At 58.3% G+C, this 20,400-nt stretch carries 16 protein-coding genes; 4 read left to right on the forward strand and 12 right to left on the reverse strand.

Going from position 1 to position 20,400, the window contains the following annotated elements; all coding sequences use genetic code 11:
• Nucleotides 1-72: 72 nt before the first annotated feature.
• Both BHD06_RS17635 and BHD06_RS17640 read right to left on the reverse strand, forming a co-directional pair.
• Nucleotides 73-3,153, reverse strand: coding sequence for an AAA family ATPase (locus BHD06_RS17635; RefSeq protein ID WP_080458297.1), 3,081 nt, complete (start codon nt 3,151-3,153; stop codon nt 73-75).
• On the reverse strand, nt 3,150-4,241 hold the full coding sequence (locus BHD06_RS17640; protein WP_254892464.1) for an exonuclease SbcCD subunit D: 1,092 nt from the start codon (nt 4,239-4,241) through the stop codon (nt 3,150-3,152). Before BHD06_RS17640 ends, BHD06_RS17635 begins: the two co-directional genes overlap by 4 nt.
• Here BHD06_RS17640 and BHD06_RS17645 point away from each other — a divergent pair.
• Complete coding sequence (locus BHD06_RS17645) at nt 4,215-5,150, forward strand: hypothetical protein (RefSeq protein ID WP_176214392.1); 936 nt, start codon at nt 4,215-4,217, stop codon at nt 5,148-5,150. The genes BHD06_RS17640 and BHD06_RS17645 overlap by 27 nt on opposite strands.
• A 48-nt stretch (nt 5,151-5,198) precedes the next feature.
• Here BHD06_RS17645 and BHD06_RS17650 read toward each other — a convergent pair whose 3' ends face one another.
• The 9 genes from BHD06_RS17650 to BHD06_RS17685 form a co-directional block, all read right to left on the reverse strand.
• Nucleotides 5,199-5,402, reverse strand: coding sequence for a KTSC domain-containing protein (locus BHD06_RS17650; RefSeq protein WP_217805688.1), 204 nt, complete (start codon nt 5,400-5,402; stop codon nt 5,199-5,201).
• A gap of 9 nt (nt 5,403-5,411) precedes the next feature.
• Nucleotides 5,412-7,289, reverse strand: a complete 1,878-nt coding sequence (locus BHD06_RS17655) for an ATP-binding protein (protein WP_080458301.1) — start codon at nt 7,287-7,289, stop codon at nt 5,412-5,414.
• On the reverse strand, nt 7,282-8,505 hold the full coding sequence (locus BHD06_RS17660) for an SIR2 family protein (protein ID WP_080458302.1): 1,224 nt from the start codon (nt 8,503-8,505) through the stop codon (nt 7,282-7,284). The genes BHD06_RS17655 and BHD06_RS17660 overlap by 8 nt, the downstream gene beginning before the upstream one ends.
• Nucleotides 8,506-8,644: 139 nt before the next feature.
• Nucleotides 8,645-8,902, reverse strand: coding sequence for a hypothetical protein (locus tag BHD06_RS17665; protein WP_217805689.1), 258 nt, complete (start codon nt 8,900-8,902; stop codon nt 8,645-8,647).
• 225 nt (nt 8,903-9,127) lie between these two features.
• Entirely contained in the window at nt 9,128-11,041 is a 1,914-nt protein-coding gene (locus BHD06_RS17670; protein ID WP_080458342.1) for a type IV secretory system conjugative DNA transfer family protein, read from the reverse strand.
• Nucleotides 11,042-11,055: 14 nt separating this feature from the next.
• Nucleotides 11,056-12,996 carry a relaxase/mobilization nuclease domain-containing protein gene (locus BHD06_RS17675; protein ID WP_080458303.1) on the reverse strand — a complete coding sequence of 647 codons (1,941 nt, stop codon included), beginning with the start codon at nt 12,994-12,996 and terminating at the stop codon, nt 11,056-11,058.
• Nucleotides 12,989-13,609 (reverse strand): helix-turn-helix domain-containing protein, encoded by a 621-nt coding sequence (locus tag BHD06_RS17680; protein WP_080458304.1) that lies wholly within the window; start codon nt 13,607-13,609, stop codon nt 12,989-12,991. Before BHD06_RS17680 ends, BHD06_RS17675 begins: the two co-directional genes overlap by 8 nt.
• 412 nt (nt 13,610-14,021) lie before the next feature.
• On the reverse strand, nt 14,022-14,198 hold the full coding sequence (locus BHD06_RS23820) for a hypothetical protein (protein WP_254892465.1): 177 nt from the start codon (nt 14,196-14,198) through the stop codon (nt 14,022-14,024).
• Nucleotides 14,199-14,832: 634 nt separating this feature from the next.
• Nucleotides 14,833-15,171 (reverse strand): DUF736 family protein, encoded by a 339-nt coding sequence (locus tag BHD06_RS17685; RefSeq protein ID WP_080458305.1) that lies wholly within the window; start codon nt 15,169-15,171, stop codon nt 14,833-14,835.
• Between the two features lie 924 nt (nt 15,172-16,095).
• Between BHD06_RS17685 and BHD06_RS17695 the strand changes: the two genes are divergently transcribed.
• The 3 genes from BHD06_RS17695 to BHD06_RS17705 all read left to right on the forward strand — a co-directional run bounded on the left by BHD06_RS17695 (nt 16,096) and on the right by BHD06_RS17705 (nt 19,393).
• Nucleotides 16,096-16,677, forward strand: coding sequence for a plasmid pRiA4b ORF-3 family protein (locus tag BHD06_RS17695; protein ID WP_080458306.1), 582 nt, complete (start codon nt 16,096-16,098; stop codon nt 16,675-16,677).
• 123 nt (nt 16,678-16,800) lie between these two features.
• Nucleotides 16,801-18,015: a hypothetical protein gene (locus BHD06_RS23140; RefSeq protein ID WP_217805690.1), complete on the forward strand. Its 1,215-nt coding sequence runs from the start codon at nt 16,801-16,803 to the stop codon at nt 18,013-18,015.
• A gap of 199 nt (nt 18,016-18,214) precedes the next feature.
• The gene (locus BHD06_RS17705; RefSeq protein WP_080458308.1) at nt 18,215-19,393 is read left to right on the forward strand and encodes a reverse transcriptase family protein; all 1,179 of its coding nucleotides are present in this window, start codon (nt 18,215-18,217) and stop codon (nt 19,391-19,393) included.
• Nucleotides 19,394-19,603: 210 nt separating this feature from the next.
• Here the strand turns inward: BHD06_RS17705 and BHD06_RS17710 are convergent, their stop codons facing one another.
• A complete protein-coding gene (locus tag BHD06_RS17710; RefSeq protein WP_080458309.1) occupies nt 19,604-20,395 on the reverse strand; it encodes an AbiJ-NTD4 domain-containing protein in 792 nt (263 codons plus the stop codon).
• Nucleotides 20,396-20,400: the final 5 nt, after the last annotated feature.

Here is a 20,400-nt window from a genome sequence, read left to right on the forward strand (position 1 = left end):
CGCCACGAACGGATACCGTGCGCCCCGACGACAGACGGCGGGTGTGTGCCTTCCGGTAATACCAACGTTCCGTCATCCCAGCCCCCTCCTTTCCTCGACCCGGCTGCCGCTTGGGGTTGAACGCACGTAGAAGCCTTGTGGAATAGCCTCCTGCACCAGCCCCACATGGGATATCAGGCCCACGGCACGACTCCCCTCTGTCAGCGCAGCAAGAACTTGGATCACTTGATCCAGCGTGCCCGCCCCATTCTCGGTGTCGAGGCTTCCGAAGCCTTCGTCGATAAAGATTGTGTCCATCCGGATCTTGCCCGAAAGGCTCTCGACCACATCAGCGAGCCCAAGCGCGAGGGCCAGCGCCGCGATAAAAGTCTCGCCGCCTGACAGCGTGGCTGTCGGGCGCGCCTTGCCGGTGTTGATGTCGAAGACCTCGATTTCCAGCCCACGCTTGCCGCGACCGCCAGATGCCTCGAGCCCGCGCGTTAGCCGGTAGCGACCACGTGTCATTGGGTCGAGCCTCATATTCGCCGCCTCGAGAACCTGGTCGAACATTGCTCCGATCGCGAAGGTCTCGAGTGTCATCTTGAAATCGTTCTTGCCGTTAGCCAGATCAGCCAGCCCCCGGAGCGGACCGGTCTCAGTTTCTAGCCGCTCGGTTTCGGTCAGAGCCGCGGCAAGCGATTCCTTGAATTTGGTCAATGACAATACATCCGTTCGCGATGCGGCAAGTGCAGCGTTGGCCGCGTTCAAGGTCTGGGTGGCGTCTGCCAACGCCAGCTGAAGCGGGGCAATATCCGGGCGTTCACGATCTGCGCAAGCGGCTGTGGCGTTCTGCAATGTCGTGCGAGCCGCGATCAGGCCCTCACGATGATCGGATACCGTCTTCTGGTCGGCATCGAGGGTCGGGAAATGCGCCTTGAAAGCATCATATCCCGCTTTGTCCAGCCCGACCTCGGCAAGCCGAGCACCAAAATCATCTTGCGCCTTTTTCACGCGCTGTTGCTGCGCGTCGCGCGCCCGCTTTGCTGCTTCAAGCTGCTCTTGCGCACGAGTGAGCATTTCACCGGCGGCTCGGTCCTGTTGCGTCGCCACTTCCAGCGCCTCAGAGAGTTGCCTTTGCTCTCTCTGTAAAGCCTCCCGTCGAGCGACAACCGCCTCGGGCGTGCGCAGACCTTCCGGCAAGGCCTCGATCACTGTGTCCAGCTTGGCGCGCGCGCCGGCAAGATCGGTCTCGGCCTTTCCCGCAGCGGTGCGCGCCGTAGCCTCGGCAGCTTCAGCCTCAGTCAGTTTCAGCTTGAGTTGGGCCAACTTCTCCGCCATCGCGTCCAAGTCGACCACTTCTCCAAGCGCGGCGACGTCGCCTTCAAGCCGTGCAATTTCAGCTTCGAGTTCCGCCAACGTGGCCTCAGGACGTTCCTGTTCCTCCAGCGCCCGCTTCTTTTCGTCCAGCCGCATTCGAAAATTGCCGAGTTCGCTTTCGGCCCGAACTCTGGCTTCGGAGGCAGTTCTCGCTTGAACCTGCGCACTCCGAAACGCTTCGGTCAAACCAGATTGTTCGGGCGTACCATGGGCAGGCGTAGGATGATCATAGGAACCACAGACAGGGCAGGGCGCTCTTTCGGTCAACTTTTCGGCCAAAATGATCGCTTGCGTGCGCGAAAGCCGTGCCTCGGCATTTACCAAGGCCGCATCAGCGGCTTGCGCCGCGTCGGTTCTTGTTGCCAGTTCGTTCGATGCCGCTTCAACATTTCGTTGAGCATCCGCGACAGCCTCTTGCGCCTTAACATGCGTCGCTGCCTTGACTCTTTCTCGGTTGACCTCGGCCAACTCACCGGTCAGCTGGCCTCGCATCGTTTCGGTCTTTCGCGCTTGATCAAGCGCCAGATCGGTCGCATCGCGTTGAGACTTGAGCTTCTCTCGGGCATCTATGGCCTCGGTCAGAGCCTTCTTCGCTGAAGCTTCGTCCTTCGCAGCATCGTCAAACGCGCTTCTAAGAGCCGATGCCTGACCGACCTGGTTCTCGATCGCCTCCAACCTTGTCAGGTCAGCCTGAACTTCCTGCCGCCGGTCCTCGCCCGACTGTGCCTCAACAAGTTTTTTTCCCGCCTCTTCCTTCGCGCCATTGGCGATGTCTAGTTCCGACTCGACCTTTGTGACAGCCTCCACCGCATTCCGGCTATCCTGCTCCGCATCGCGCAAAGCCTTCTCAAGATCACGGGCCTGCATGGCATTCCGGACAGCCTCAATCCGCTTGGCTAGTTCTTCGACTTCGCCCGTTTTCTTTTCTAGATCATCGACAGCTCGCTGCGCCGTATCGACAGCAGAAAATGCCTTTTCGATTTGCTCGCCTTCGGTCAGAGCTTTGCGCGCAGCTTCGTTTGCCATCTCCGCACCACGTTGAACGCCCTGCTTTTCTTCGACTTGGGCTGCGGCTGCGGCAATCCCGAGTTCCAGCGCCTCCGCGCTCTCAAAACCACGTTCCTCGAGTCGAGCCACGTAGAGAGCGCGCTGGTCGCGCAACGCTCGTTCTGCCTCTGAGGCTTCTTCTTTCAGCCGTGCGGCGAGATCGCGATAGATCTTCACGTCGAAGAGATCCCGCAATATCTCGACCCGCGCATCCGTTTTTGCGGCCAGGAACGTCTCGAACTTGCCTTGCGGTAAGAGCACGATCTGTCGAAACTGATCTGCCCCGTAGCCAAGCAGCGCCTCGACTTGCTGCCCAACTAGCGAGACCTTCTTTTCCGCAATGACACGGCCAGACTGACTCGGACCAAGAGTGTCCACCGGAATCCCGGTGACGTCGAATAACGAGGCTTCTGCCGCGTCCTCAGTTGTCCCTTCACCGCGTGCCTTCGGACGTTCCTGCGCCGGACGACGACGGATCAGGTAGGTCTTGGCGCCCAGCTCAAAGACAAATGCGACTTCGGTAGGTAGATCCGACGCGGCGTGATCCGAGCGTAGTGAACGTGGTTCCTGATCAGTCTTGGTCGGCGCCCCGAATAGCGCGAAGGACATCGCCGAAAACAGCGTCGACTTTCCCGCGCCAGTCTGACCATAAATTCCAAACAGACCCGTCTCCAGCGCGGACCGGAAATCGACTACCTCGGTTGTCGCAAATGGCCCGAAGGCTTGAAGCGATAGGCGAATGGGTCTCATGTCTGCTCCTCCCCGGAGGCTACTGCGTGGAGCTTTTCCGCGACGATCGCGACTTCGGTGGCGTTTGGTTCTCGGCCGCGCACAACCTTCACGAAGTCGCCAATCATCTCGATCGGCGTGACCGCAGCCCGCCCGCTGCCGAGCGCCTTGGTCTCTGCCGCGCGCTCCTGCCGGGCATAGGCCAGATGGCAAGCATTGGGATAGGTCGCGCGTAACCGCTTCATCGGATCGATCAGAGGGTTTTCATCCGTCAGGATAGCCTGGATGAAGTCATCAGACGGCGTTCCTTCCAGAAGATCCGAGAATGCCCCGGTAAGCGAGCGAACCTGCCGGATCGGTCGGAAAGGTACGATGCGGATCTCGACCCCTTCAGCTTTCATATCGACGACAGTCATGGATTTTTCGTTTCCTGCCTCGTCGAACCCAAAAGCGAGCGGTGCGCCGGAGTAACGAATATGGCTCGCGCCCACTTCCTGCGGCTTGTGCAAATGCCCCAGTGCAACATAGTCCGCCCCATCGAAGACATCGGAGGGAACAGTTTCGATGCCCCCGACTCGCGTCAGGGCGCGCTCGGTCTCGCCGACCGCACCCCCCGCGACGAAAGCATGGGCCACGACGACCCAACGTGCCCCATCAGGCACCTGCCCCCTCGCCGCGGCGATCTGGGCGGCAACTACCTCCGCCGGCGCATTAATGCTTTCATCCCCGAACACCTCGCGTGCGGCGTATTCATAGGAAAAAGGCAGTGCGGAAAAGGCGACCTCGCCATGCGCGTCACGCAACACCAGCGGCGCTTCCACCGCATCGGCAATCCCGCGCACCAGCACACGAGACGCAGTGGAAAAGACAGACATTGCCTCGATCCGGTCGCCAGAATCGTGGTTTCCAGAGATCATAACCACAGCGGCTTCGGTCTCCTCTGCCACGCGTTTGAGGAAGCGATTGAACTGCCGGATCGAAGAATTGGGCGGCGAGGCACGGTCAAAAACGTCCCCGGCGATGACAAGAACATCGACCCGATCGGCCACAAGCGTTTCAAGGATCTGACCCAGGATGACCTCATGATCCTCTTCGAGGCTCAACCCCATGAACTGCCGCCCCAGGTGCAGATCTGCCGTATGAAGTATTCGCATAAGATCAATCCATTTTCTATACGTATAGTAAATGTATGGACTTTGGGAGCTGAGTCAAGTACTGCTTCGTGCATGAGCCTAGAAGATCTCAAACACGCGCAACGCGAGCGAATTTTGTTCCTCGACCAATGTCTGACCTGGAGAGGTCAGGCGAACCGTCGCGACTTGATGGAACGCTTCAATATCTCGATGGCACAGGCTGCCGTTGACTTTCGAACCTATCTCTCTCTGACGAATACGCCGCCAGTCTACGACGCCGCAGAGAAGGCCTATTTCTCGACCGGTGACCAGCGCCCATTGACTGACACGGGCCCGGAACAGGTTTTCGAATTGCTCGATGGCAAGGCGGCATCGCTTGGCGCGAGCATCCCGCTTCCCACTCGCGTGATGGATTCCACCGTCGTCGCACAGCTCTACCGCGCGATGAAGGGCGAACGAGACATCCAGATCACCCACACCTCGATGACAAGCGGCCTCTCCGACCCGCAGTGGATCAGTCCAGTTCAGTTTCATTTTGACGGAGAGACAATTTATCTCCGCGCCTGGAGCTATAATCACGAAGCGTACCGCGATTATCTCCCAATACGAATAGCGAAACAAACCCAGATGGAAACGCGGGAGAGGCCTGCCCCTCTGCGATTTGACACGGACTGGAACAGCTTGGTGCGCTTGTGGATACGCCCGCGTTCAGATCTATCCGATGCACAAGCGAAGGCCGTCCGGCTGGAGTACGGCTTTGACGACAAGACGCATTTGCTGATCGAAACGCGCAAGGCGCTCGCGTTTTATGTTGTCAGACGGTGGCGTTTAAATCAGGATAAGGCTCGGCTCGAATTAGAAAGGATTGAAGAAATGGATGCATGACATAGCAAGGTGGACTATGGCCTCAAAGCACCTCGGAACGGGCCTTTACTAAACTCGAGAATAGCGAAAAACGCCTTTCACATACTGATTTAAATATTGCCCAACAGAACCAGCATCCAACATCCCCTCGAATATCTGCTGAGGAACATCAAAATATTGATAAGTCGCCCCACTATTGAACTCAACCTGAAGCGTCTGGGAATCCTCATCGTAACCGATCGCTGAAACATTTGAAGAGTCGACCAAATGCATTTCCATCTCTTAATCGTCCTCTTTAATTCGTGATATCTTCGGATTCTGCGCACGCCATGCCTCTACGAGTTCATCGTATCGCGGTGCAACTTCATTTGATATGCCCCAACCCCCAGGATACTCAGTATCTTCAAGCGGTATCTCATCATAAACTATCGGGTCTTGACTGTCGGGGCGCCGATTCTTGGGTGGCGGTTCAATAGTTGTTCGCATTGGCAGCTTTACCGATTCACCTAATATTATCGCTTCGCCGGTTCGCAAAATTGGCAACATTCCCGTAAGTCCGTCGAGATTATCGGACATTGCCGATGAAATGTGTGACCGGTCCGACGCATTGGTCAAACGAAGCGCAAAAAAGGTTCCACATTGCGAAAGGATCGTGGAATCGATCTCAGACGGCCGCTGGCTTACGATCATCGCGCCAACGCCATACTTTCTTCCTTCTTTCACTATGCGCCGCACGATAGCTGATGCCATATTTTTTTCGCGATCATTCAGATAAATATGAGCTTCCTCCATCACCAATAGGAGCGGTCTATGGCGCCCCCCTTGCGACAGATCTCGCCCCCAAAAAACCGCCTCGTAGAGCAGCCGAAGCAGGACACCAATTGTAGTCTGAAGTGTATCAGCCGGAACTCCTGAAAGATCCAGGATTGAGATAGGATGATCAGTACCCATCCATTCACGCAAGAGTTCGTCGATATCAGAAGCAATCTCCCCATCAGATTTTGGAAGAAACTTCTCGGGCCTGAAGATGAAGTCGTATCTCGGAATTCGTAATTTCGTTCCCAAGAGGAGAACTTGCTTTCCCAAGCTAAGCGCTCCCGGCAAATAGCCTATCTTGTCCGCTCCAGCGTCGGTAACAATATTCTTAAATGTGGGAGGAAGTCCTAGCTGGGAATTTCCTTTCAACTCTTTTCCATCGGAGCCAACTTCATAAGCCAAATTGTCTTTGGGATCGCCATTTCGTCCACGATAATAGGTCGCAAATGTTTCAACATATAATTCGTACCACAAATCATGAAGACTGAAAGGTACGGGAGAGTCGACGCTTAGCGTGTCCTTGGTTACACCTTTACGAGGGCATTTCACGAGTGAATCAAGCTTATACTTGAACACCCTTTCCATCACGATGTTTCTGTCTTTCTCGTTCCCGAATTCACCAAAAGCTACCAAACATAGTTCGTCAAAGTTCAAAGCCCAAAACGGAATGAGAAGTTGCCTATCGACCTTTGTTTCGCTTGGGTTGCCTAGAATCTTGAAGACATTTGCCCTGTCACGTAGAGCTCGCCCATACTCGCCGTGCAGATCAAGCATTACAATCCTAGCAGATGGATACTTTGACTTATCCGAAAGTGCGTTCATTAGGCTCGCAACCGTGGTCGATTTTCCTGACCCTGTCGTCCCTACGACAGCAGAGTGTCGAGTTACCAACTTGTTGACGTCGACCAACGCCGGAATCGACTCTGCATTGGATATGTGACCAAGCTTCACAAAATAGGGCTTGTCAGGTTGCCCGTAGATATCCTTGAGTTCCTTCTCAGAAACCAAATGCACTTTGTCCCCAATCGTTGGGTACTGAGAAAGCCCCCGCTGAAACGATCCGTTTCTAGGGCCTTCTCCAATCAACTGAACGGTCATCCATCTGTTGTTTTCGGAGACTTCGGCTCGCGCTTCCGGCACCGCACTGGCACCAACTTGACTTATGATGCCAAACAGGTTTTCAAAACCGATGGGAATACGCACAAAGCTGCCGATTTGCCCAGCTCTGTACCCCTGCCCATCGATGTACACAAATCCAGTCAAAGATTTGGTAGACATAGAAATGCTAACATTGGTGCCGCTGACGTCCTGGACGTCGCCAAGATAGCTATCGTCACTAAGCATCTTGGTCACCCACTCCAGAGCCAATGAACTTTTTCAGAAAGTTCGTGAACTCGGCAAAATCCCCCAATTTGACGTTTGGTCTTGAGGCGCCGCTCTCGCCTTCAATTTTAACTGGATAAACGAATGACTTGATGTCCTTATCTTCATCATCTGAATTCTTAGTGAGTTTCCACTCCCCCAAATTTGTACCAATGATCGCTTGATCATATGTCCAAACATTGAGGTTATGTTGCCGCTCTGCAAGTTCGTAGGCTTTTGGATATCGCAATCCTACTCCTTCGTCTTTGCTCAGCTCAAACGTTCCAAACTGAAGGGCAAGCACCATTCCCGTCGGGTTGGATTTTAGTGCATTGACGATTGCATCATTTAGGTGGCCGTCGTTGAATGAGTAGCCACTAAGCACCAAGAAAGACGATTTCCGACGTATGAACCGGTTCAATTGATCAATAAGTGCCAAGTAAGGCATCTTGCGGCTTTCTTCATACTTTAGATGCGAAGGGTAGATCAGATGTGAAGCATCTTTCACAGGCTGAGAAGACCTGCAGACTTTCCTTTCGCCAGATTTTGTTGTTTGATACCAGTTAATTGAGCCATGAATTTTCCACAATCGTGACCAGTGAACGGGTATCAAATCATCCTCAACCGCGCGCAAATCAAAAAACGATCTACGTGATCCTACAAACCCGTCGAAGTAGGGAACCTCTAGGTCATCGAGAGCTTGTTCGAGAAGTAGATCATAATTAGTCGTGAAAATTTCGACCGGAACCTTGCGATCGATTGATCGCACCCATTTACTCAAACGGTGATAGGGGGTCTCGATCTCCGGCAGCGATACATCAAGCTTGCCAACAATCTCAACGCAGATTGCCTTTTCAAGGCTTTCAAGATCAGCTTCGGACAGCCCTCGAACATCGCCGCCGATCGAAACCGCCAACAGTCCCCGCAGGAAGCTCAAGATGTCTTCAATATTCTCCTTATCCTTGCCCGCTTTCGTCAGCTCAGCAAGCAACAAGTTATACTTTTGATTGCCATTCAGCGCTCTATTAATCGCAACGGTCAAATTTTTCACGTCTGGTATAAGTGGCCACTGTTCCTCAGGCATTGGAACTGACAGTGGGCACCCAGCAGAAATAAAGAAGCCAATTGCCTCGTTGTCCTGAGATAGGGATTGACGAAGATATTTCAGGTGTCGAATAGGATCGTGAAAATTTGGCACAAACAGCTCTCCCTTAATTTATTCTCTGCCGTCCGGCTCAATGAAAACGTCTAAGTACTTCACTCTCGGTCGGCACTATGACCCTCTGGAAGGCGGCTCGTCGGAAGCCCTATCATCGAATCAGCATTTGTCGACCCGCCTACCCACCGCCCGCGCTGCGAGCAATTTCGACAGCAAGAGCAGAAGATCCCCAATTTCCTTGGAAGTATGCATCGTGCTCATCATCGTCCTTGAAAATAGGTTCGCCGCCCAACGCGTCCCAATCGCCTTTTACGTCATCCCCAATCTGGAGTTCGCCCTCACTTCCCAGAAGTTCAACGACCGCGAAGCCGTCGTTGTGCTGAACTACGATCATACCTCGATTACGCGAAACAAAAACAACTTGCCCCCCGGCCATCCTTTTCCTCCTGCAACAAAGAGATTTGCCAAGCTTTCAACTACAAAGGGATCAATCGACTCGCCTGTCAACAGGACAGAGAGCAAAATGGATCTATAGGCCTTTCCGAACCTCCGCTGTACTCGACGCCATGTTCGCTGACCACGTCGCCGTTGACGGGCCCCTCATTAGCAACAGGGTACGCAGTGGTATGACCGCAATGATCCATTGGCAACGACAAGGCACTCACCCACCCAACAACTCCTCGATGAAATCCTCCTGCCGGTCGATCGCCGCCTCCCATTCCTTCGGCACAGCCGCTTCCCGCTCGAGCGTCTCGGGCTCAGGCTGCCCACGCCCGGCCTCCATCGCCATCACGCTCATCGCGCGCGCTTCGCGGCGCTGTGAACGGTCCCGGACAGGCGCGCGTTCGGCTGGTTTCTCCTGCTCGTCTGCGCCGGCCTCATCACCGCCATCGCCGCCCCAAGGACCAACACCCTGCACACTCGGCGGATAGGGGAAGGGCTTGCCCTCCTGGCGGGCCAGCATGTTCTTGAAAAAGGGATCGTCGTAATACTTGATCCGGCTCGCCTTGATCGGGTGCTGGGGCGAGGCGAGGATGATCACCTCGTCGGGATCCATGAGGCGCGCTTCGGTCTCGGAAAGCAGCGGCCGTTCTTCCAGCCGCGCTGATGTCGAGGTCGCGCCGAGGAAGCCCTTGTTGCGGCCATACATCCGGGTCACCGCCTCGCGGGTGGTGCTGCCGACCGCGGCGGAGACCTCCTTGACCGTGCGCTGATCGCGCGGCGTGATATAGAGCTTGAGCCCTGCCCCGTTCTCGAGGCTTTCGCGGCCCTCGGGCCCGTAGATCCGGTCAAGCGAGGCCAGCGACTGCGCGATCATCGCGACGCGGCCACCGTAACTCGCCAGCGAATGGATCGCGCGCTCGAGATAGGGCATGGCCCCCATCTGCTGGAATTCGTCGATCATCATCATGACCGGCCAGGGCTCATCCGGGCCCGGCTCGTTCAGGCGGATCGAGGCGATGAGGTCGGCGAACATCAGGCGCAGGAGTGGGGCAAGGGTTGCGATGTGATCTTCGGAGACAGCGATGTAGAGCGACTGCGGGGTCCTGCGGAAGGTCGAGAAATCGAAGTCGCTCGCCTCGGTGGCCGAGCGGACCGCCGGGTTGTCCCATTGCTTGAGACCGGCGGTCATCAGGGCTTGGATGTTCGAAGTGAGAAGCCGCGACGAGGCTGAGGCCGCATTGGTCCAGAGCTCGCGCAGGATGTCTTCCTCGGCCTCGTCAGCATAGGTCTTGTACTGCGCGTTCTTGTATTCGCCCCCGGCGACGATCTTGTTCACCTCGCCAAGGTTCGGCGTGCCGCGCTGTATTGCGAGCAGGCAGGCCGCGACGAAGATCGACTTGCCAGCCTCGGAGAAGGTGTCGAGCGTCTTGTTGTCCTTGTCGAGGAAGAGGTCGGCAAGGATCGAGACCTCGGTGAAACGCTGCGCGAATGTCGGGGCCTTCGCGATCCGGGCGAGAGGGTTGTAGCGATGCGTGGCATTGGCCCAATCAAACGGGCTGAAGCGATAGACCTCGTCGCCGTTGAGCGCCCGCAGCCGTGCAGTCTTCTCGAAGTTCTCGCCCTTCACATCGAGCACCACCACCGATCCCGCGAAACTCAGAAGGTTCGGGATCACGAAACCCACACCCTTACCGGCCCGGGTCGGCGCCACCATCATCACATGCGGGATCGTGGTCGAGGAGATGAACTCCGCCTTGGAGGTCGGCGCACCGAGTTTGCCGCAGGCAAAGCCCTTGCCCGGCGCCTGCAACATGTCGTTCTTCTTCAGCTCCGCCTTGGTCTGCCAGTGAGCTGAGCCGTAGTCGTCCCGCTCCTTCTTCCAGGTCCAGGCCAACGCCAGGGCGCCGAGCCCGATCGCCCCGAAGCCGACAGCGCCAAACCCCACCATGAAGGCCTCTGGGTGCGCCGCGCGGGTGCCGGCGCTGGCCTTCCACAGCGCCAACATGTCGAAACTCTGAAACCCGGTTTTCAAAGCGAGAGTCAGGTAGAAAGCGGCGACGATGGTGCCGATGACGGCGCCGCAGATCACACCGAAAAGAAGCGCGGCCCAGAGGGGAAGTGTCTTGGTCATGGTGGTCATCCCCCTCAGAATTCCATCTCGTCGTCGAGACCGCGGTCTAGCGTTTTGTTTCGGGCAAGATCACGCCCCATTTCCTGCGCCTCTTGCTGGCCGCGCAGCCGCGCGACCTCGGTCGCCTTGTCTTGCTGCAACCCGGCGGCGCGGTCGGTGAAGGCCTGATCGCCCGTCTCCTCAAAGGTCATCTCCAGGAATTCCTGCGTGACGGTGATCTGGTCGAGTTTGCTCGGCAGGGCCACGTCCAGCACCTCGTAGTTGCCGCGCCGAAGTTCGGCCAAGCCTTCCTCGCCCAGTTCCTTGAAAAGCTCGGACTGCAGGGTCCGCTCGACGGTCTCCTCCTGTTCCTCGGTGAGCTTGCCGTCCCGCAGCATGTCGGCGAGGTCCTGCAGGTAGGGGTTGGGCCTCCGGTCGTCCTCGTCGATGAGGGGCAGTGTCGCCTCCTCCTCGTCCGCGAGGGTGCGGCCGATCTCGACGCCCATCTCCTTCGCTCTTTCCATCAGCGCGTCCATCACCCCGTCAACCTTCTCGAGCGCGGCATCGAGCTGGTCGTCATTGGCCGTCTCGACGCTGAGACCGTCCTTCGCCAGCACCGCGTTCATGTCCCGCTCGACCCAGTCCTGTGCCATGCCGTAGTTCCGCGTGCCGGCCGCCGTGATGCGCGCCACCAGCTCCTCGCTGTCCATGCCCACCTCCTCGGCGCGCTCGAGCACGTCACGGAGCCCTTCGTCATTGCCGGACCGCAGCGCGGCGATCAGCACCTCGCTGCCCGCCCCCGGCGGATAGGGTTCTTCGAGCTGCTTACCGAACCGCGCCCGCAGTTCCGGATCCGGCACCATCTGCGAGAGATCCGCGATGATCGGCGCGGCCTTGGCTTCAAAAGCGGCGCGCTCGGCCGGGTCCAGTTCCTCGGCCTTGAGCCGCAGCGCCTCGATCGTGCGCTCGGAATAGTCGATCGCGTCACCGACGGTCTTGATGTCCTTCATGTCTATCTCTCCTTCGGTGAAGTTCCACGGTGTGCCGGAGCCGAGCCCATCCGCCATGCCGCGCACGGCACGCGCCATGTGGTGCCGGTCCATGCGGTCCAGCAGGTCGGCGAGGTTCTTGTAGTCCTTGGCAAAGCCCACCACCTGCGCCTGAGCGATGGCGGATTCCTGGGCCGTCATGACAATCTCGCGCGGCAGGCGGGCCTCTTCCTTCGCGCGGTAGATCTCCTCGATCCCGGCGGGTTTCTCGAAGATGCCGCGCTCGAGCCGGGTGGTGGCGTCGAGCATTACGCCGTAGCGTTCCGCTATCTCAGCCTGCTTCTCGCGCATCAGCTGCGGCGACATCACACCCTCGGCCCAGCAGGAGAACCAGGTGCCCTTATCGACGCCGCGATTGTTCAGGATGATGTGGGCGTGCTTGTGCGCGCGGTCGTCATGGACCGCGAGGACGTAGTCCCATTGGTCGCCGAATTCGCCGCTCTCGAAGAAATGCTCCGTCCAGTCCATCGCGATGTCGCGGACCTGGTCGACCGTCACGTCGGTCGGGAAGGACAGCAACATGTGCGAGGTGAAACCGAGCTTGGTCGAGCCGCGCCAGGTCCCGGCCCAGTCCTCGATGATGTCCTCTTTCTGCTCCTCAGAAAGCACCGCCGCATCGGTCAGCGCATTGGTCATCGTCGAATAGGTATAGACCGCCTTGTCGTTGATGTAGGAAATCTGCGCCCCGAGCGAAGCACGCGTCTTGCAGCCTCCGGCTCGGATCCTTTTGAAGACCGCCGCCCGGCTCTGCCCCGAGGCCGCTTTCAGCGCGTTTCGCGCCGACAGCGACCCCACCCGCGCGAAACTCCGCCCCTGCCGACGCCCCGCCAGCCGCGCGTCGATCCGCGCCGCGGCCTGACCCCGGATGCGTTCATCCTCCCAGAGCCGCCCCATGACCGAGGCGTAGAGGGCGAGCGGATCAGCCATTTCTGACGAGCCTCAAACCTGTCACGGTCTCGCGCGGGCTGCCCTCCAGAACCGCGCTCTCCGCCCCCTGCCCGTCTTCCTTTTGCGGCCACTCCTGAGCACGCAGCGACTGCGCCGCATCCTTCATCCGGCCCATCTCACGGCTCAAGGACTGCGCCAGATCGAGCAGTTCGATCAGCACCGCGCGGTCCGCCTCCGAGACCTCCAACCGACCGCGATGGACCGCCTTGGCGAGCACCAGTCCGGCGTCGTTCACGTCCCTCGCCTGACGCCACGCGGCGCAGAATTCGGCGACCAGATCGCGGGGTACATCAAGGAAACCGCACCGTCCGCGCAGCACCGCATTGAGCGCCTGCGACCGGTTGGCAAAACCCCGTTCGCGCCACTCCGCATCGAAGGCCTCCAGTTCGGATCGGCTTGCCCGGAACGCCACCGTCTCGCTCGGATCGCGCACCGCGATGCCCTCGCCCGCCTCCTCTTTCGCCAGCCGGTTCACGTGGCGCGGAGAGATGCCGAACGCCGTCGCCAGATCCTTGGCACTCTCGCCCGCCGCGAAGCGCCGCGCGACTTCGATGCGCTCTTCAAGCTTCAGGTTTTTCGCTGGCCTCGGCACGGGTCAGACCCCTCGGACAAAATGTGCAAACATTGGTCATATCCTGCCAACGTCTTCCTTCTCTCCTTCGCTTATACTTCAATACATCACATTGCGCAATATTACGTTTTGCATGATGTGTATTTCTGCTAGCATTGAACGCCATCAAGACCCCGCGTCGCGGCGCGACATGGAACGGATCCCGCCCTCATCGATGCAGGACAACCAGGTCGAAAAAGCTTCGGAAACTTGTGTTCAAGACGCACGCGATGACAGACAAACCAAACGCTCGAGCCGGTCACGGATCGGGCGCCAGGAACACGAAAACGGCCCGCGCGGGATGGCGCGGGTCACGCCCTCTAAGGGCGTCACGAAGCTTCTGAGAGACGGCGTCAGACCCCTGCAGATCCGAAGACCCGCAGGGGTATCTGGGTCAGTGACCCAGCCCCCGAACGCGCAGGTCATCATAGCGGCTGCGGGCGATCAGCGCCTCGGTCTCGAGGCTGTCGAGGGTCTCGGGATGGGCGTCTTCATCAAAGGCGGCGAGGTAAGCATCGAAGGCCATGTCGGCTTGCAGTTCGGCGAGGTCGATGGATTGTTCGAGTGTCATGGTGTGATCCTTTCCGTTGATCGTCGTTGGACGGATCGTGGAAAAGACCGGGGGCATGAGAGCGGGCTGCACCCGGCACGGGGCGGAATGAAATGGAGCACGCCGGGGGCGGGTTTGTTGTGAGCGGTGCACCGCAGCGCTTAAGGCTCAGCCGTCCAGAAACCTGCCCCCGGCGTTGCCGACCGCTCGACCCCGGGCTAGCGATCTCTAAGGCCAACAGGTCGACGGAAAGGCGCGCGGCTATGGCCCTGACGTGAGACGTCGCCCCCGAAGCATGACGGTGATCTGCGGTTTGCACCCTCGCGGCGCAGGGTGAGTTCGGCGCCTCCGGGAGCCTCGCAAAGACACCCCCGAACGCAGGTTGCTCGACCGACGGTAGGGGTGCGCTTGGCTCGCTCAGCGGGCTCCCAGTTCTCCTTGCTGACGTTCGGTTCCAACCCGGGTTCGCGCGATGCACGTTGTCACAGAACAGAAAGATCGAAGCCGCGTCAGCGACCGATCCAGTCCCACTGCCCGGCTCTGCGGCCGCGTCCGAAATATGCCGCATCCTTCGGACACCTATAGTGCACCGGTCGAGGGCAAGTTCTCCCGGAACGAGAAAAAGCCAGACCGCCGGAGCGGTCTGGCCGTTGGCTTAGGCGGCGTCTTTGGGACCCCAGGGGATCACAGCCTGCAGGGACAGATCGTCCTGATTCGCGGCCTTGCCGAGGTTGGCGTTGAAGCCGTGGTCGCGGATGGTCAGCGTGTAGTAGTCAGCGCCGGTCTCCTTGTTCTGCTTCTTCCAGATGCCGCCGCACTCGACCAACTTGCCGCGCGGGGAGCGGCCAAGGACGCGGTGCGTGGGGGCCATCGGGTTCGCGCTCGCGATGGGTTCGACCGTGATGTCGAGGTCGAAGGTCAGGGTCGAGATGGAGCCGACGCCCTTGGCAGTTCCGATGTCGGCGCTGGTGAATTTGATGCAGTTCGTGGTCATTGCTCTTCTCCTTGTTTGCGTTGCAATGATGGTCACCTTGCAGCTGGCCAAGGCCCGGCCACACCGAAGGCGAAGCGCAGCGGAGAGGGGCAGGCGCCGGTCTTTTTGCTCCGCGCGGAATGACCCGCAGGGTCAGGGGAAAAAGATCGGCGACAACCTTTGTGGACGGGACGACAGCTGCGACCAGCATGTCATGCAACTCAGACAAAAGGAGAAGTGCGGTGGCCACGAAGGAAACCTGGGGGAACAGCCGAAAGAGAGAAATGCCTGTGGTGGCGATATTTCTGTCCTCTCGCTCCGAGCCGCATCCCGACCAGTCAGAGCTTTGCCTGACCCTGGCTCACGTGCCGCAACGGCTGGTTTCCGTGGCAACCCGATGTGTGTTGTCTGGAAGAGCAGCATGGAGACCGTCGAAGCGTCGACAACCTGTTCGGATCACCGGGATTTCGAACTGACACTCTACGGCAACCCGATAGCTTGGGTTTGCACAGCACGACCATCACCGACCTTCTGCCAGCTGCGGCCAATGCAATCCGGAGGTCGTAGGACATCGTTTGCGACCCATGATCGCGGCGCGGAGCTGCGTGTCCGACAAAGCGAGGACCAACACCGGCCGAGACGCGAGGTACGTGATCACTGATGTCACACGCCCGCCCCAGCGACCATTACCGAATGGCCGAGATGAAGCGTTGCCACGACCATGCGACGGCTGGCCGGGCTGGCTCCGGAGGAGACTGCACCGCCAGCGGCACGTCGCAGGGAGAGGCGGCGTTTCAGCGCGGGGAGGGCGGCTGCGTGCAGCCGACCGAGTAGGGCGCGGTCCTGACCAAAGGGCAGGAGGGGCCAATGTTCCCCTTGAATGCCTCACCTTAAGAATCAAAAGTTACTTTAACGGCAGGGCCATCGAGACAGGCGGAACACACTTTGATTGAGCTGAAAATCGAACTTATTGGCATCAAACCACCCATCTGGCGCCGGATCCTCGTTCCGAATGACATCAGCTTGGACATCCTGCATTCCGTTCTCCAGGGCGTTATGCCTTGGCAAGACTATCATTTGCATGAGTTCGAGATTGGCGAAGACAGGTTCGAGGCCCGCGACGAAAGTGATGACAGTTGGGACCCTGACGATGGCCGGAAGGACGAGAAGAGGTTTACTCTTGGAAAGCTGGTCAAGAAAGGCAGTCAGTTCACATACACTTATGATTTCGGCGATGGTTGGCGGCACCTCGTCACTGTCGAGAAGATTAGCAAACCAACCGGAAGACCAGATCTGGACTTTCCCGCCTGTGTTGCCGGAGAGCGAGCGTGCCCGCCAGAGGACTGTGGAGGGCCCTACTCTTACGAAGAGTTTCTCGACGCGCTGACCGACAAACGCCACCCGGAACATCGTGATACAAAGCAATGGGCCGGCGCGTTCGAACCGGAAGTGTTCAGCGTGCAGCAAGCCAATGCTGCCGTCGGTGCGATGTTCGTTTGGGCGAAAGAGTGTCGCGGACTAAAGTGACTCCTGACGCTGGCTTGGCGCGCGATCCATATGGCGAACCCCGCAACCATTTTGAAGAACTGAGATCGAGGTACCGACGTGACTACAAGCTCGACCATCATGCAGCCGTTGGTGAAAGCATGGGTGGATCAATTCGAAGAAGCGGACCGGGCGGATGCTGCGATCCTCGCGTCACTCATCCGGCTTGTCCCGGGTGATGCTTTTCGCCGCGATTTGACGCGGGTCCTTGAAGACCGCCTGAGGATCGGTCCCAACCCCGTGGCACTTTACAACGAAACAGAGCGTAAGAAATGGAAAGGGCAACCCAACCGTTTGTTTCCCGAGACGTCCCGCGCGAGTAAAATGCAAAAAGGGAAAAAGACTGTGCGCGCATATGGCCGCGTCGGACCGCCGCTGGTGCCTCGTCAGCGACAGGTCGCCGAAGAAATAGGCAGTGAAGGGGTTGTCGCCAACGTCCTGACCCAGTTGCACAAGCGCCATCGAAAGTCGATCCTTCTCAACCCTGGGGCCGACATCATTCGCGAGAAGCGCGCGCGCCGGTTCGTTCTGGTAACGGACTTCATCGGAAGCGGAGATCGCGTCATCAACTATCTCAATGCCGCATGGAGGCTGCGGACAGTGCGCAGCTGGTGGTCGAGGCGCAGTCATTCCGGCCTTTGTTTCGAAGTGGTGGCCTACGCAGGGACAGAAGCTGGGGTCGAACGCGTAAAGGATCACGCCTCATCGCCCACCGTCAGCTTGGTGACACGATGCCCAACAATTCAAACGGTCTTTCCCCGAGGAAAAGTCAGGCGGATGGAAGAGCTGTGTCGTCGCTATGCGCCACCGGGGTCCAAACCCCTGGGCTATGGCGAAGTGGGGGCGCTTTTGGCGTTTGATCACGGCATGCCGAACAATGCACCTTCGATATTCTGGAAGGATGCACGAAAATGGTCGGCGTTGGTACCGGAGCGAGCATCCAGTACAGCTGGTTCCCCCTACCAAGAAACGCACACTCCAGAGAAAGAAAGAGCGCGTATCGAAGCGTCTGCCAAGGCGTCGGACACCGGGGCAATTCTGCGCCCGACGAGCTTGGAAACGATCATCCTGTCTGCACTACGCCGATCCCCCCGTCATTCCGAAGCGATATCGGGTCGTCTCGGCATGAACATCGATGATGTGTGCGAAAGCCTTGACCGCTTGAAAGGTTGGGGTTGGATAAACGCGTCGCATCAATTGACCGAACGAGGGCGGATGGTTGCGTCACGACTGATCCGCCAGGACCGCAAGAGCCCCCTTCCCCAAGGCGACGACACGATGTACTTTCCGAATGCGTTGAGAGTGCCACGCGATGTCTAGTGGTTGCCGGGGTAACGACCGGCACCGTTGGTGTCACGTCCTGCCCGCAGGAGGTGATGCCTGGGCCGTCGATTGCGATGAGCTCACGGTCAAGCTTTCGCTTGATGCTCAACTTGATCGAACCGCACGACCTTGCGGTCGCCGCAGCGGTAGGCTGACTTGCGATCCGATCAAGCTCACCCTGAAGGGTGGATAGTAGATGCGAACGTGGAACTCTCAACGCTACTTCGCCGAGGGCCTTGCGGCGGGTGTGGATGAATCCATCCTCAAAAATGCAGTTGCGACAGCTGAACACACATTGCGGCAGGCAAATCCAGGCCCGCCGATCCTGACCCTTGGCCATCTGGGGCATTTGACGGGCGTCGATGTCGGCATTTTGACAGCATATGTCTCAAGGCAGGATGCGGACCCTTATCGGGAGTTCTCGATCCGCAAACGCCCGATCGCGGGCCAACCTCCGCGTTATCGGACAATCGCCGTGCCGGAGCCGTCCTTGCTGAGAGTCCAAACCTGGATCGCGTCCGAAGTCCTGCGCCATGCACCATGCCATTCGGCGAGCACGGCTTTTGCACCTGGGTCTCGGTTGGCCCAGGCCGCGGCGCGCCACTGTCGCGCAGTTTGGATGGTCAAGATAGATCTGCGGAACTTTTTCGAATCGGTGACCGAAATCGACGCGCATCGGGTGTTTTTGGAGCGAGGCTACCAGCCGCTGGTCGCGTTTGAGCTTGCGCGCTTGTGCACCCGTCTCCGCGACAAACATCGCAACGATACAGCTGTCTTGCCCCAGCGACGCACTCCCAAATTTCGGCACTCGTCCTTGACATCGCTTTATCCACGAGACCTGCTTGGCGTTTTGCCGCAAGGCGCACCAACCAGTCCAATGTTGGCCAATCTCGCAGTGCGCGACCTAGATGAAAGACTGACTGCTATCGCGAAGACCTACGGCGTCCGATACTCGCGCTATGCAGACGATCTCACCTTTTCAACGACACGAAAGTCGTTTGGAAGATCCCGCGCACATGATCTGGTCGGGCGAGTGTATGAGACCCTGGCTGCTCGAGGACTGGCGCCGAACCAATCCAAGACGACGATTGTTTCTCCGGGAGCACGGAAAGTCGTGCTCGGCCTTTTGGTGGACGGGGACACGCCGAAGCTGACACGCGATTTCCGCTCGCGGCTTCGAAAGCACTTGTATCACATAAGCGCTCCCGATCAGGGGCCGGTCCAACATGCAGCGCGGCGCGGATTCGCCTCCGTTGAAGGCCTCCGCCAACATCTGTTGGGCCTTATCGCGTTCGCCGGTCAGATCGACCCGGTCTATGCGGCGAAATGTCGGGCGATTCTAGACTCGTCAGATTGGTCGCAGACAAGGAGGTGAATTTAATCGGTTCGATGGGCGTCTTCTACCTACGGATTTTCATCAATTTGGAGAAGCTTCTGAGCTCAAATCACCGCCGGAGAACCTAGAAGGTCTTTCCAGCCTGAGATCGCACTGATTTTGAACCGGTCCTGTGAATTAAGTGTCGGCCTTCTACGTTACTCCAGTATCTCTGAAATCCCAGTCACTTCATCAGACTGTTCAGGCCGGCTATATCACCGCGCGTTTGGCCAAATAGGTGCAGACCGCGCAGGCTACACTGACAACCAGCTCGGCCTCTGGCGTATCAACCTGCTGTCCTTCCAACCCGTGACGAGCATTATTGGACGCATAGCCCCACAGTTTCTCGGTTGCGGTATCAAGAGGTTTTGGAAGGTCCAATCGCTTTACAAGCTGGCCGAATGTTGCTTTGGAATCGCCGGCCAGATCCCGCGCGGTCGCTTCCATCGCAGCGCAGGCATGCTGGATTGCCCCAGTCACATCCGGCTCCGGCCGCCGAGAAATATCGCGCAGCGCTTCGTGGATCTCGCGTGCGGCGGCACTGCGCCCGGTTTGTTCGAGGATTTCGACGGCCTCTTGTGTCGCGCCGGTAAATGCTTCGGAGCCGCGATAGACTATCTGGCCGTCGTTCATATGCCAGCCGATGCCATTTTCGACAAAAAACTGATTCAGCCGGTCATCGAACCTGCTTGCATTGTCGTTGAACCCTTGCGCGAGTGCCGTATGGAACGCTTCAGCAATGTCATAGACCTTGTACCAAGGACAGTCGGCAACAAGCCCGACGACCTCTTCCCAGATGTTGGGGTGCTCCGACCAGTTGTTCCGGTCAGGCGGGACGAGCAACACCTGACAGATGATCCGGCGCATGACGGACGGGCTCATGCCGATGTCCTGCCCAATCAGCGGGATCGCATAGCGCAGGTTTTCGGGCGCGTCCTCGTGAACGGTTATCTCCGCGGCTGCGCTGCGGTAGCCGTGCCGGTTCGAAAAACTCTCTGCCATTCTGT

Source organism: Roseovarius sp. A-2 (assembly GCF_002072155.1).
Lineage (GTDB): Bacteria > Pseudomonadota > Alphaproteobacteria > Rhodobacterales > Rhodobacteraceae > Roseovarius.